This is a genomic window from Streptomyces sp. DS1-CR2, assembly GCF_055760475.1.
Map to the genome: position 1 here is coordinate 8,922,126 of NZ_CM147085.1, position 12,716 is coordinate 8,934,841.

At 69.1% G+C, this 12,716-nt stretch carries 13 protein-coding genes and 1 pseudogene; 7 read left to right on the top strand and 7 right to left on the bottom strand.

The features are described from left to right. The first annotated feature begins 314 nt into the window (after positions 1–314). Positions 315–1,394, top strand: coding sequence for a TDT family transporter (locus ACY0PA_RS41805; protein ID WP_473082550.1), 1,080 nt, complete (start codon positions 315–317; stop codon positions 1,392–1,394). A gap of 96 nt (positions 1,395–1,490) precedes the next feature. On the opposite strand, the gene ACY0PA_RS41810 is transcribed toward ACY0PA_RS41805, so the two are convergent. Together ACY0PA_RS41810 and kgd are read right to left on the bottom strand one after the other, a co-directional pair. Beyond that, a complete protein-coding gene (locus ACY0PA_RS41810) occupies positions 1,491–3,014 on the bottom strand; it encodes an SLAC1 family transporter (RefSeq protein ID WP_473082551.1) in 1,524 nt (507 codons plus the stop codon). Between the two features lie 378 nt (positions 3,015–3,392). After that, a pseudogene (kgd, locus tag ACY0PA_RS41815) lies at positions 3,393–4,538 on the bottom strand (multifunctional oxoglutarate decarboxylase/oxoglutarate dehydrogenase thiamine pyrophosphate-binding subunit/dihydrolipoyllysine-residue succinyltransferase subunit); the annotation flags it as partial. A gap of 258 nt (positions 4,539–4,796) precedes the next feature. Here kgd and ACY0PA_RS41820 point away from each other — a divergent pair. Then, positions 4,797–5,165 carry a MarR family transcriptional regulator gene (locus tag ACY0PA_RS41820; RefSeq protein WP_266570800.1) on the top strand — a complete coding sequence of 123 codons (369 nt, stop codon included), beginning with the start codon at positions 4,797–4,799 and terminating at the stop codon, positions 5,163–5,165. A 286-nt stretch (positions 5,166–5,451) separates the two neighbouring features. Then, a complete protein-coding gene (locus ACY0PA_RS41825) occupies positions 5,452–5,877 on the top strand; it encodes an ester cyclase (RefSeq protein ID WP_266570801.1) in 426 nt (141 codons plus the stop codon). Here the strand turns inward: ACY0PA_RS41825 and ACY0PA_RS41830 are convergent. Then, positions 5,867–6,478 carry a muconolactone Delta-isomerase family protein gene (locus ACY0PA_RS41830; RefSeq protein ID WP_473082552.1) on the bottom strand — a complete coding sequence of 204 codons (612 nt, stop codon included), beginning with the start codon at positions 6,476–6,478 and terminating at the stop codon, positions 5,867–5,869. The two genes, ACY0PA_RS41825 and ACY0PA_RS41830, sit on opposite strands and share 11 nt — an antisense overlap. 1,239 nt (positions 6,479–7,717) lie before the next feature. Here ACY0PA_RS41830 and ACY0PA_RS41835 point away from each other — a divergent pair. The 3 genes from ACY0PA_RS41835 to ACY0PA_RS41845 all read left to right on the top strand — a co-directional run bounded on the left by ACY0PA_RS41835 (position 7,718) and on the right by ACY0PA_RS41845 (position 9,090). After that, positions 7,718–7,972, top strand: a complete 255-nt coding sequence (locus ACY0PA_RS41835) for a hypothetical protein (protein ID WP_473082553.1) — start codon at positions 7,718–7,720, stop codon at positions 7,970–7,972. A gap of 5 nt (positions 7,973–7,977) precedes the next feature. Further along, on the top strand, positions 7,978–8,319 hold the full coding sequence (locus ACY0PA_RS41840; protein WP_473082554.1) for a hypothetical protein: 342 nt from the start codon (positions 7,978–7,980) through the stop codon (positions 8,317–8,319). A gap of 81 nt (positions 8,320–8,400) precedes the next feature. After that, positions 8,401–9,090 (top strand): type 1 glutamine amidotransferase domain-containing protein, encoded by a 690-nt coding sequence (locus tag ACY0PA_RS41845; protein ID WP_473082555.1) that lies wholly within the window; start codon positions 8,401–8,403, stop codon positions 9,088–9,090. Between the two features lie 316 nt (positions 9,091–9,406). On the opposite strand, the gene ACY0PA_RS41850 is transcribed toward ACY0PA_RS41845, so the two are convergent. Then, positions 9,407–10,234 (bottom strand): alpha/beta fold hydrolase, encoded by an 828-nt coding sequence (locus tag ACY0PA_RS41850; protein WP_473082556.1) that lies wholly within the window; start codon positions 10,232–10,234, stop codon positions 9,407–9,409. A gap of 449 nt (positions 10,235–10,683) precedes the next feature. Here ACY0PA_RS41850 and ACY0PA_RS41855 point away from each other — a divergent pair, with 449 nt between their 5' ends. Next, the gene (locus ACY0PA_RS41855; protein ID WP_473082557.1) at positions 10,684–10,920 is read left to right on the top strand and encodes a hypothetical protein; all 237 of its coding nucleotides are present in this window, start codon (positions 10,684–10,686) and stop codon (positions 10,918–10,920) included. A gap of 148 nt (positions 10,921–11,068) precedes the next feature. Here ACY0PA_RS41855 and ACY0PA_RS41860 read toward each other — a convergent pair whose 3' ends face one another. Genes ACY0PA_RS41860 through ACY0PA_RS41870 form a run of 3 tightly spaced genes read right to left on the bottom strand, consistent with a single transcriptional unit; the run spans position 11,069 to position 12,605 of the window. Beyond that, entirely contained in the window at positions 11,069–11,215 is a 147-nt protein-coding gene (locus ACY0PA_RS41860; protein ID WP_473082558.1) for a hypothetical protein, read from the bottom strand. A 59-nt stretch (positions 11,216–11,274) separates the two neighbouring features. Continuing rightward, entirely contained in the window at positions 11,275–11,754 is a 480-nt protein-coding gene (locus ACY0PA_RS41865) for a Chromate resistance protein ChrB (RefSeq protein ID WP_473082559.1), read from the bottom strand. Further along, positions 11,751–12,605, bottom strand: coding sequence for an NmrA/HSCARG family protein (locus tag ACY0PA_RS41870; protein ID WP_473082560.1), 855 nt, complete (start codon positions 12,603–12,605; stop codon positions 11,751–11,753). The genes ACY0PA_RS41865 and ACY0PA_RS41870 overlap by 4 nt, the downstream gene beginning before the upstream one ends. Positions 12,606–12,716 lie beyond the last annotated feature (111 nt).

Consider the following 12,716-nt stretch of genomic DNA (forward strand, 5'->3'; position numbering starts at 1 on the left):
CGCTCGGATAGGGACATCGGGGCATCCGGCCGACACGCGGCAACGGGCCTGCACGGCGCTCGATGTCCTGGTGTGAGGGCGTCATGGCGCGTGCTGTTCTGTGGCGGGAGCTGCCCTTCGCCATAGCGTCGAGGGCGCCAACGGGCCGACGGTCTCGGCCGCGTTCCGTGAGGTGCGGTCCGGCCGGTCACCGTCGTCGAACGTGGGCGGTGACGAATCCGACACGAGAAGAGAAGGCACTCCGCGCCGTGACACCCCACCCCAGTACCAGCCCAGCCATCCCGTCCCAGGTCGGCACGGCCTCGAGATCGTCCGTGCATGTCCGTGACCAGCCGGACGAGGCGAACGGCAGGGAGCGGGGTCGTCTCGGTCCCGGCTGGTTCGCGGCTGTCATGGGCAGCGGAATCGTCGCCGTCGCGGCCGCCACCCTGCCGCGCGGTTTCCCAGGGCTCGGCGAGGCCGCCACGGTGGTCTGGGCGGGAACCGCGCTGCTGCTGCTCGTGCTCGCAGGCATCTATACCCGGCAGCGGACGCTGCGGGCGCATGCCGGTGATCCGGTACTGGCCCAGTTCTTCGGGGCGCTGCCGATGGCGCTGCTCACGGTCGGGGCCGGGACGCTGCTGCTCGGCCGGCGGCTGATGGGGGAGCGTGCGGCGGTGGATGTGGACTGGGTGCTGTGGTCGGCCGGTACGGTGCTGGGTCTCGCCACGGCCTGCGCGGTCCCGTATCTGATGATCACGCGGCACCGTTTCACGCCGGACGCGGCGTTCGGAGGCTGGCTGCTGCCGGTGGTGCCGCCGATGGTCTCCGCCGCGACGGGCGCGCTGCTCGTCCCGCGGGCGCCGGCCGGGCAGGTGCGGCTGGCACTTCTGCTGGGCTGCTACTCGATGCTCGGGCTCGGACTGGTCGCGGTCCTGCTGGTGCTGGCCATGGTCTACAGCCGCCTCATGCATCATGACGCGCCCCGCGGTGCGGTGGTGCCCACGGTGTGGATCGGTGTGGGGGCGCTGGATCAGGCGGTGACGGCGCTGGGGACGCTGGCCACGGCGGCGCCGAGCGCGCTACCCGCCCCGTACGCGCGCGGGAGTGCGGTCATAGCGCTCCTGGGCGGGCTCGGGATCTGGGGCTTCTCCCTGCTGTGGCTGGCGCTGGCCACGGCGCTGACCGTACGGGAAATCCGCAGAGGGCTGCCCTTCGCACCCACCTGGTGGTCCTTCATCTTCCCTCTCGGTGCCTGCGTCACCGGTACCAGCGCGCTCGCCGCGCGTACCGGCTCGCAGCTGTTCGTCTGGATCGCTGTCGTCCTGTATGCCCTGCTCGTCGCCGCCTGGGCGGTGGTCGCCTGGCACTCCTTGCGCCATGCTGTCCGGCAGCGTGAGCGCGCCCGCGGATGACGGGGCCCGTGTACCGCTCCGCATGACACGGACGCGGCACCGAACCCGGCCGCTTGCCGACGGGCAGCTGGGTTCGCGCCGCACGGGCACCCGTTCCTATGGCAGCGCCCCGGGCGACGTCGAGGCCGTGCTCTGCGGGCGGTCCGTCTGCCCCGCACCGGCGGATCCGTGCGCGGTCGTGGGGCGGGCCCGGAACTTGGCGGCCACCATGGCGGCGAAGACGACAGCCCAGAAGACTGCGGCGACCCAGACCTCCCAGCGGCCGACGCTCGTCATCCACGAGGTTGCCGTCGAGCGTCCCAGCTCATGCGTGGTGACCGCATACATGCCGACCGGGAAGACGAGGTTCCACCAGCCGAGCTCGTAGCGCAGCGGGATGCGGCGCAGCGCGTGTCGCCATACGCCCAGAGCCAGGAGGAGCGGGATCAGCCAGCTGGAGAACGCCCACAGGACGACGGACGACCCGATGACGAGCGGGCGCGGCAACATCGTGTTGCCGGCCGGGAGTTCGATCAGCCGCACTCCCGCGAGCGTGCCGATCGCCGCCGCCCCCATGAAGATCCATACGGACGTCATGAGGCCTTCCGGCCGCACCGGCCGGGCCAGCAGCCGGGCCAGGACCAGTGCGGCGGTCAGCAGGTACTGCATCAGGCCGACGGCCCAGCACACCACCGCCAGCACGGCGAGTGCGTGTCCGGGGGTCACCCGGGCCAACGAGGCCGCCGCGACCGCCACCGACTCCGATCCCACCGCCCACAGGAACCAGGTGCCGTTCACCTGGTCGAGCGAGGGGCCCCGCTTCAGGGTGGTGATGAGCGCGAGCGGAATGCCGTAGTCCAGCACCACCCACGCCAGCGTCCCGAACGCCAGGAACGCCCCGGCGACTGCGGTGTGGCCGTCCGGTACAAGGCGCGCGGCCAGCACGTTCGAGGAGATCGCGAGGGTGAGGAACGCGAAGGCACGCGGCCCGAGGAGATCCGCGACGAACCGCTCGCGCCGACGCAGCAACCGCCAGCCGTAGGCGGGCACCAGTATCGCGAAACCGGCCAGGGCCACCCACAGCAGCACGGCGGAGGCGGTGCCGGCGCCGTTGACGTACAGGGCCGTGGAGACGATGCCGGTGCCCATCACGAACGCGAGCGCGCCAGCGTTGAGGTTGGCCACCGCGGCGGAGACGGCCGCGCGGTGTCCGGTCGGCCGGGAACCGGGAGCGGTACGTCCGGGCTCGGGCGAGACGGCATCCACGCGCCGCTCATCGTGAGAGCCGGGTTCGGTGAGCCATTCGGCCAGGACCGCGGTGTGGCTGTGGTCCATGTCCTGGGTGGCGGTCAGCAGGGTGAGGCTGCGGTGTTCGGCCAGGTCCCGAAGCCGGGCAGACGCGTACCGGTGCCGTTGATCGCCCAGTTCGGTGAGATAGCGGCGGCGGAACTCACCGAACTGCTGGGGGTTGTGGTCGTACCAGTGCTGCAGCTCGACGGACGGTGCGACCTCCCGCAGCCACACGTCGAGCGGTGCGCCTTGCCGCCGGATGCCTTCCGGCCAGACCCGGTCTACCAGCACGAACTCGCCGACCTCGCCTGGCGTCTGCTCATCGATTCTGCGGCAGATGATCTCGGCCATGACGCGCCCTCCGGCCGCTCTCGCGATAGCAGCATTTTACTGGTAGGCCAATTTCATTGTCTTGGGCGCGGGGATGGTGCGGAGGCCGGCGGTTACTGCGGTGACGGCCGCCCAGGCCAGGGCCTGGGTGACGGTGTGCGCGATTGCTCGTGCGGTCGGGCCTGCTTCCGTGGGGGTCTCGGCCCGGGTGGCCTGCCGGGGAAGCCCGTCCGCCACACGCCCAGGGCACGGCACGCCGGGACCCACGTCGAGCTGCGCGCCGAAGCCGCCGCACAGCCTGGAGCATCGCCAGGCCGTGGGACGGCCAGAATCCTCGCGCTTCCGCCCGAGGAGCCTGTCAAGCGGTGGGCAGCCGATGGGCACCGCGTGAGCCGCTGGTCACCGGAAGGCCGATGTCACGAGAGCCTTCTGCTCCATGCTGTGCCGACGGGCCGAGCCGACCGCGGGCGCGGGCGCCTCGGGCCGGCTCACGCACTCCACAGCGCGCCGGGCCAGCCGGTACAGACGCGGCGCGACGAACGACCACGCACCCTGGTTCTCCGGCTCCTCCTGTACCCACCGCACGTCCGCGGCCGAAGGGAAGCGGGTGAGTTCCGCCGCGAGCTCCTCGTCGGGGAACGGATAGAGGCGCTCCACGCGGACGATCGCCGTGTCGGTCGAGCCCGAGGCGTGCCGGTGGGCGTCGAGGTCGTAGAACACCTTGCCCGAGCACAGCAGCACGCGCGTGACCCGGGCCGGGTCCACCGTCTCGTCCGGCAGGACCGGACGGAAGCCGCCCTGGGTGAACTCGGCCAGGCCGGAGGTGGCCGCCTTCGACCGCAGCATCGACTTCGGGGTGAAGACCACCAGCGGCCGCCTGCTGCCGCCCAGCGCATGCTGCCTGAGCAGATGGAAGTAATTGCCCGGCAGGGAGGGCATGGCCACGGTCATGTTGTCCTGGGCGCACAGCTGCAGGAAGCGCTCGACCCTGGCGGAGGAGTGGTCCGGGCCCTGGCCCTCCAGACCGTGGGGCAGCAGTAGTGTCACTGCGGAGCGCTGGCCCCACTTCTGCTCGGACGAGGCGATGTATTCGTCGACGACCATCTGCGCGCCGTTGGCGAAGTCCCCGAACTGCGCCTCCCACAGCACCAGGGCTTCGGGGCGGGCCAATGCGTAGCCGTACTCGAAGGCCAGCGCCGCCAGTTCGGACAACATCGAGTCGTACGGTGCGAAATCTGCGGCCCGCGGGCCGAGGGAGCCCAACGGCGTGTGCTCCGCACCGGTACGACGGTCGGTCAGAACGGCGTGGCGCTGGCCGAAGGTGCCGCGCCGCGAGTCCTGCCCGGCCAACCGCACCGGGACGCCCTCCAGCAGCAGCGAACCGATCGCCAGCATTTCCGCGGTGGCCCAGTCGACTGCTCCCGTCTCAAGCGCCGCTGTACGCCGGTGCAGCTGCGGCATGACGCGCGGGTGCACCGTGAAGCCCTGCGGCAGGTCGGCCTGCGAGGCGATCACCTGCCGCACCTTCGCCTCGCCGATCGCGGTCACCGCCCGGCGCGTTGCGCGCGGCGCGGTGCCCTGTCCGGCGCCGGTGCCGGGACGGGGACGGACGGTCCACCAGGCCACATCAGCCTCATATCGGGACATCGGCCGGACGGTCGTCCGCGGAGCGGGCGCGGACGATGCGGTGTCCTGACATGAGGGCTTCCTGTCCCATCGGCCCGCCATCAGCGTCGTGGGGAACCTGGTTACGACCGTGTGGCCGCGAGCCCGCGGCCGGTGGACCCACCCCGGGAAAGAAACATGATCGACTGCGATCCGGCGGACACCACACCACAGCCTCCACCGATCCTGTGGAGCCTCGGCCTCCTGCACGGCGAGTTGCGGGCGCTGCACGGTCTGTCGCTCCACGACTACCTCATTCTCGGTGCTCTCGCCGGAGCTGAGGGCCGACCCGTGCCCGTGACCCAGCTGACCGCATTCCTCCAGGAATCGGGGACCCGGATGTCCTCGCTCCTGAAGAACCTGCAGACGGCCGGGCTGATCGAACGCAATCGCCGCGGCAGAGACCGCAGGACGGTCGAGGTCACACTGACCGAGGCGGGACGTGTCAGGTTCGCCGACGCCGAGAGGACCGCGCACATGCGGCTGCGCCGGCACCTCGTCCTCTGACTGATGCACACTCACCGGTCGTCGGCCGGAATCGCTCGTCGTCGGTGCGCGATGCTCTGCCCGCTCGGACGCCGTCCCCACGGACATGAGCCTTCGCCAGTGATGCCATCGGCCCGCCGCTGGTGACCTTGAGGGGCGGTGCGCCACGTCGGCCGGCAGCCCCGGCGGAGGCCTGCCGTGCAGACATGCTGTGTGTCAGCGCCGGATGTACGGTCGGTGTACGGCGTAGGTGCGGACCTCTCGGCCCGCGAACAAGCCGGTGCCCCATACATGCCCGGGAGTGCCCATGGCGCAGCAAGCGAACATCGCCGCACAGACCGCATTCGGAGAGGCCGTGGTCACCGGGAACCTCGACGCCCTCGACGACATCGTCGCTCCCGATTCCGTCGATCATGACCCCGCTCCAGGGCAGGCCCAGGGACCCGAGGGGTACAAGGCCATGTTCAACGAGCTACGAGTTGCTTTCCCCGACTTGCACGTCGAGGTGGAACACCTGATGGCCACCGACGACGAGCTGGCCTTCGCCTACGTGATCAGCGGGACGCATCTGGGACCGTTGATGGGCCGGCCGGCGACCGGCAAGAAGGTCAGCTACCGCGGCATGCAGATCAGCCGCTTCGACAGCGACGGCAAGCTCGTCGAGCGCTGGGGCAGCAGCGACGAATTCGGCATGCTGCGTCAGCTCGGCCTGGCTGAGGTCATCAGCTCCTGACCAGCCCTGACCCCGGGTCATTCGGGTGCTCGCTCAGCGGGGTCGTTTCCATGGAGAGCCATGGTGCCAAGGGCAGCGAATCCAGGACCGACTGCATCTCGGCGGGGTCCCGGGCGCGCCACAGGCCGAGCGCACGGCCCTCGCCGGGCGTCTGCCACAGCCGCACCAGGTGCCCTTTCCCGGCCAGTTCCCTCGCACGGACCGCCTCCGCCGCGGTGGCGTCCGCCGGCGCCTGGGACGAGGCGCCCTCGTGCGCGGCCGGGGCGAAGGTCACCAGGAACTCCTTGGCGGCGCGCGATTCGCCGGTCCAAGCCGGTCCCGGATCGTTCGGGTGCTGCGTCAGGGGTGTGACCTCGTCACTGCGCCAGACGCGCAGCGGCATGGAAGCGAGGGCATCCTCCAGCCCCTCGGCGTCCAACGCGGCGAACAGCCCGAGGGTGCGCCACTCGCCGGGCCGCAGGGGCGGGCGCCACAACCGGAGCAACTGCCCCTTCTCGGCGAGCCTGCGGGAGTTCGCGGCCTCACGAGTGCGGATGTCGTCGACTTCCTCCTGTGCCGTTCCCTCAGGGACGTGGGTGGTCATTGTGACGAGGTATTCCATGGCGGATGCTCCACTCAGCCGGTGCTGCGGTGCGAGTCGGACGGCGGCTGGTACGGATAGTGCTGGGAACGGCCACCGGCGTCCCCGGGAGCGTGCACGCAGGGGCCGTCCGGATCTCAGCCGGGGCGGATCTCGCGGTGACCTGGCGCAGGTCACGGCGCACCTCTTCGATCGAGGGGGCCCTTCCCAGCCCCAGTAGCCGTTGTGGACCAGTCCCGGCTTGAGCACGAGGGGTGTGCCGGACCATCGGGTCGTGATGGGCGATGGGGATCGGGGTGCTCCTGTATCTCCAGATCCTCGAGATTTATGTCCACCAAGACCGCTCCCGCCGTCCCGGGCCCGTCTCGGCTCGTGTCCAGCGCCGCAGCAACGCGGAATCGCCACCTGGATCCACCGTCCCGCACCTGGCGGTCGATCGCATCCCGTTGCAAGTTCCGGTCACCGTCCCTGGTGAGCGCGGCGCCGTCGTCCTCGGCCGCTCGCACCGAATCAGGCGCACGGGGGCGGACGCGGTTCCTCTACGTTCCTGGAGCTGCCGGCCAGGAGGGCACCAACGGGGACGGCCCGACCATCGGGTCCACACTCTCCGCAACGATCCTCGCCGCTCCGGTTCTGCGGACCAGACCCCGGCGGCTCAGCGGCCCTGGCCGGGATCGTCCTGCAGCAGGGTGGCCGCCTCAGCAGTTCGGTGGCCGGACTGCGCCCGCTCGCTCCGGCACGGCCGTCGGAGACAGCTCTGCGTGATCTCCGGCGCCGGGTGGGGACCGCCCTGTTTGACCAACTGCGTCTGCGTTCCTTGATCCCGTCGGACGCGCTCGACGATGGCGAGCCGGCTGGGTGACTGCGTACGGCCGGGAACGGCACGGGGATCGACTTGCCGTTCCGACCGCTGACCACTGTGGACACCATGGCCGGGTATGCCTGACGCTGCTTTGAGGCAAGAGTGGCACTGCTGGGACGCAGCAGTATCGTGGAGGAGTCTCTTCGGCGCGCAGTCTCCGCCGACCTGGTGCAAAACAGGTGCGCCGGCGGCGGCAGACGACGGGTAGTCGTCTCGGGCCCGGTTGAGCACGTGCAGCCTCTTGTCCACCCCGTGGCAGGGCTTACACAACAACGCTGTTGCGGTGCTCAAACAACCCTCACCAGGTGTTTCACCGGCGGACCCGCTGCGCGCCAGAGCGCGGAAGTCGTGGTGACCGGCGAGGTTCACAACTGCCAAAACAGCAAGAGGGCTCCACCATGGACATGAAACTGGAAGTCGTAGTGATCCCGATATCCGACGTCGACCGGTCAAAGGGCTTCTGCAAGTCGCTGGGTTGGCGGCTGGATGCCGACTTCGTCGCCGGTGACGGCTTCCGCGTGGTGCAACTGACACCGCTGGGTTCCCCCTGCTCGGTGATCTTTGGCAACGGGGTCAGCTTGGCTGTGCCGGGATCTGCCGAGGGCCTCTATGGCTGTACGCCATCGGCGACGTGTGCGGCCGCGCGCTGTTGACGCACATGGGCAAGTACCAGGCCCGTATCGCCGGAGAGGTGATCGCCGCACGCGCACAAGGCTCCGCCGAACTGCCCTCTTCTACCGCAGGACACATCGGGCTGCCCCAAGTCGTCTTCACCAACCCGGAGGTCGGCAGCGCCGGGATGACCGAGCAGCAGGCACGGGCCGCCGGTATGGACGTGGAAGTCGTCGAGTACGACCTCGCTGCACTCGCCGGAACCTACGTCATGCGTTCGGATAACCGAGGCCTTGCCAAACTTGTCGTCGACCGCACCGCCGGCGAGATCTGGCTCCGGCTTCTGGAGGCCCTCCGCTCGAAGCGGCGTACAAGTGACGGGAGTTGAGAACAAACCCCGGCACGGCATGGGCCGTGGATCGCCCTCTGCGCCAACCGCAACAGACTCGGACGAGGAGGAGAATATCCGATGGCGAAGCTGCTTTTCGTGATGACCGGAGCCACGTACTGGACGCTCAAGGACGGCACCAGGCACGCGACGGGTTACTGGGCCGAGGAGTTCGCGGCCCCGTACAAGGCACTCACCGAGGCCGGCCACCAGGTGGTGGTTGCCACCCCCAACGGCGTTGTACCGACCGTGGACATGATGAGCCTGCGTCCCGACATGGCCGGCAGCGCTCAGGCCGCTCTCGATCTGGAGGCGATCATCCGGTCCGCAGAGGTGATGCGGCGGCCTATCCACTTGGCGGACGCCCGCCTGGAGGACTACGACGCCGTCTACTGCCCGGGCGGCCACGGCCCCATGGAAGACCTGTGCATCGACGCGGACGCCGGCCGGTTGCTGACCGCGGCCCTCGCCTCCGGCAAACCCCTTGCCATCGTCTGCCACGCACCGGCCGCGATGCTCGCGACCAGGATCCATGGCGTATCGCCCTTCGCCGGCTACCGGGTCACCGCTTTCACCAACGAAGAAGAGAACGCGGTCGGGCTGGGTGCGAAGGCCCGCTGGCTGCTGGAGGACGAACTCATCGACCTGGGTGTCGACTTCACCAAGGGTGAGATGTGGCAGCCCTACACAGTGGTCGACCGGACTCTCTTCACCGGACAAAACCCTGCTTCGGCAGCCGTCTTGGCCGAACGGCTGCTCAACGTCCTCTGATGGGTTGTCGGCGAGAGGCCGAGACCGAGGCGTGTACCGCCGGGCTCCGTACGCCAGCCCCCAGACGCGGTCACCGTGCTGAGCCCGGCACCGGGCGATGTTGCCGGGCGGGGCAAGCGGGGTACACGTGCCAGAATCCGGTGAACCACATCAGCAAGCCGGTGGCCAGCCATCGTATACGCCCATCGGGTACGGATGACTCGCACCACCCAGCCCATCAGCCGCAAAGGCACCGAGTAGCGTTCGATGGCGAGGTCGACGCGGGAATCAGGTGGCCGAACAGTTGGAGACGCTGGCGAGTTGAGAGCGTCGTCCTTCACCCGCGCGCGAAGGCCAGCAGGTCGGCGTTGAACGGGTCGGCGTACTTGGGGATGGAGGTCAGGCCGTGGGGGGCGCCCGGGTAGACCTTGAAGGTCGAATCCTTCACGAGCTTCGAGGACTTGTTTCCCGCCGCCACGATAGGGACGATCTGATCGTCATCCCCGTGCACAATCAGCGTGGGGACGTCGAATCGCTTCAAGTCCTCGGTGAGGTCGGTCTCGGAGAACGCCTTGATGCAGTCGTACGCGCCTTTGATGCCTACGGACATGGACCACATCCAGAATGCGTCGCGGGTCCCTTGTGTCACTGTCGATCCGGGGCGGTTGTCCCCGTAGAAGGCTGCGCTGAGGTCCTTGTAGAACTGGGAGCGGTCGTTGGCGACGCCGTTGCGGATCTCGTCGAAGACCTCGATCGGCAGTCCTTCGGGGTTCTCCGGTGTCTTCAGCATCAACGGCGGGATCGCGCTGAGCAGCACGGCCTTGGCGACCCGGCTGGTGCCATGCCGGCCGATATAGCGGGTCACTTCGCCACCGCCGGTCGAGTGGCCTACCAGGATGATGTCCCGCAGGTCCAGGTCCTCGATCAGTGACGCCAGGTCCTCGGCGTACGTATCGAGGTCGTTTCCATTCCAGGGCTGGCCTGAGCGGCCGCCCCCACGTCGGTCATGGGCGATCGCACGAAAGCCGTTATCTACTACCCATTTCGCTTGGGGGTCCCAGACGTCGGCGGTCAGCGGCCAGCCGTGGCTGAAGACGATCGGCTGACCGGTGCCCCAGTCCTTGTAATAGATCTTGGTACCGTCCTTGGCGGTGATGAACGGCATGCGTCGTTCCTTTCGTTCGCATCGGCGCTGGATGCCTGGGAGTTAGCTATGGGCACTCGTTCCGCCCGGCGCTGGGGTGCGATGAAACTTCGGCAGGCGAAACCGAGGCCGCTTGCCGTAGCACTGAGATCGGGCCGCCGTACTTTGTGGGCCGCGTAGCGCCCCGATGTCTTCAACGATGACCCGTGAGTACTGGTCCCGCCACTTGCGGGGCGGGCCGCACAGCGGCCCGAACCGGCTGCCTGAGTGCCCCGCGCCGGCGCTGTCCTCACTCAAGAGAGAGGGCACGCCGAACGCGCACCCGCCAACGACAACGTCATCCCGCTCCGCCCATCGACCTGACCAGCAACGCGCCTGAAGGCGAGCCCTCCGGATGCTGTTCTTGAACGTTCCCCTCGGATGGTCAGCAGGCCCCGCATGGAGTGGCGCCACGCAGGGGCGTCATCTGCGTGGGCGGCGCAGTCGAGCGTGGACTCGATCACGTCGAGGTCCTAGAAGACGAGCGGGAGTTGGCGCTGTTCGAGCGTGCTGCGGCACTCTACGGCCGGCGCGGTGACGCCCAGGGCGAGGGTGAAGCAGTGTTCTGGATTGGCACCTTCCACCAGGTGGTACGCGACGACAACGAAGCCGCCCTACCGTGCTTCAAACGCCCCTCGACCTTGCCACCCGGGCCAATGACCGGCTGACCATGTCCTATGCCCTGGGGCACCTCGGCTTCGTCGACCACATGGGCGGGCGCCTCGACGAGGCCCGTGCCCACTTTGAGGAGTCCACGTGCCTGTGCCGGGAACTGGGATTCCTGTCGGGGGTCGCGGCAAACTTGATCGGACTGGCCTATCTCGCCGCGCAGTCGTACAGGGCCAGCAGCAGCCCCAGGTACAGCAGCGACCGGGTCAGGTCGGCGTCCGCCTGGCCAAGGCTGGCGGCGATCCCGTGGGCTCCGAAAGCAGTGGTGAACCCGGCCGCATACAGCGGCCACATCCGCCGCGATGCCCCAGGCGCAGGTATCTGCCCCGTATCACTGCTGGTTGAGGGCGCGGTCATGACCGGCCGTCGTCCATGCCCGGCCCGAAGGCGTGCAGGGCCGTGAAGACCCGCTCGGTGTAGTCCTCGAAACGCCGCGCGCACTCGGCAAGCCGCTGCTCGGCAGCGGCGGCGCCGGGCGCCCCGAACACGTCGCGGGCCTTGAGGTCGCGGTGCCAGCGCCGCAGCCGCTCCAGGCTCTGCTCCTCCTCTTCGAGCTCGGCGAGGGTGACCTTGGCGTTGCGGACCTCCTTGTCGATTTCCGCCTCGCACTTGCCGCGGTGCGCCACGAACTCCGCCCAGTCCTCCTCGCGGGCGGCGGTGAACAGCGCCTGGAACCGGGCCGCATCACCTGCCTCACGTCCACTGGCCCGCAGCACGATGGCCTCACCGTCCGCGCGCTCAGTCAGCTCCAGCGCCCGCTGCAGCCTGTCGGCGAACACCGGCCGGGTGTGGCCGCGGGCGGCGGACGACCTGTGGACAAGGCGGCCTGTCATGGTGCCGGTGAGAAGTTACTCTCGGCCCAGTCGGCGAACGACGTCCAGCGCAGATCGGGATGGGCGGCGTGCAGTGCCGACATGTCGACGCGGTAGCCGTGGCCACGCAGGAACGTCCACATCGCTCGCATGTCGTCGTTGCCGATCTCGTCGAGTTGCACTTCGTTGTGGCGAACGGTCCGACCGAGCGACGTGCTCAACGAGGCGGCCATATCGTCGGGCGTGGGGGCGTCGCCGGCGAGCTCGATGCGCTGTGCGATGAACGTGTCAGGTGCGGCGAAGACGGCGGCGGTGAACTCGCCCAGGTCGGGGCGTGCAAGTTGTTGCAGCGGGCGGTCTGGGGGCAGCGGCAGGTCGAGCACCCCCTGGCGGATCCGGTCCACGTCGCCGAGGGCGTTGTCGAAGAAGTAGGTGGGACCCAAGATGGTGTAGGGCACGTCGCCTGCGGCCAGTTCCCGTTCGATCACGGCCTTGGTCTCGAAGTGTGGCACGCCAGTGTCCTGGTCGGCCCCTGCGACGGAACTGAAGACCAAATGTGGCACACGGGCCTCATGGGCGGCGGTGAGAATGGCCTGGCCCTGTGCGATCTCGGCGGCCGGCCCTGACTCGAAGGGCGTGGTCATCGCAAACACACCGGCTGTTCCCCGCATGGCTGAGGCCAGGGACTCGCGGTCCCTGAGATCTCCGCCAACAACCTCGACGTCGCGGGCGGCCAGGCGTCGGGCCGAAGCGGATTGAGGGTTGCGGACCAGGCCACGGACGGCCACACCGCGGGACAGCATCGCGCTGACGACGGCACTGCCCTGCCCCCCGGTGGATCCGAGTACCAGCACCGGCTGGTCGATGTTCATGATGAAGACTCCTTCCGAATCGGCCCTACAGGGCCTCGCCGCCTCTGGTGAGACAGGGCCGTTGGATCACTGTCCTGTCGAGGCAGGCGCAGCGGCTGCTCGTGGAGCATG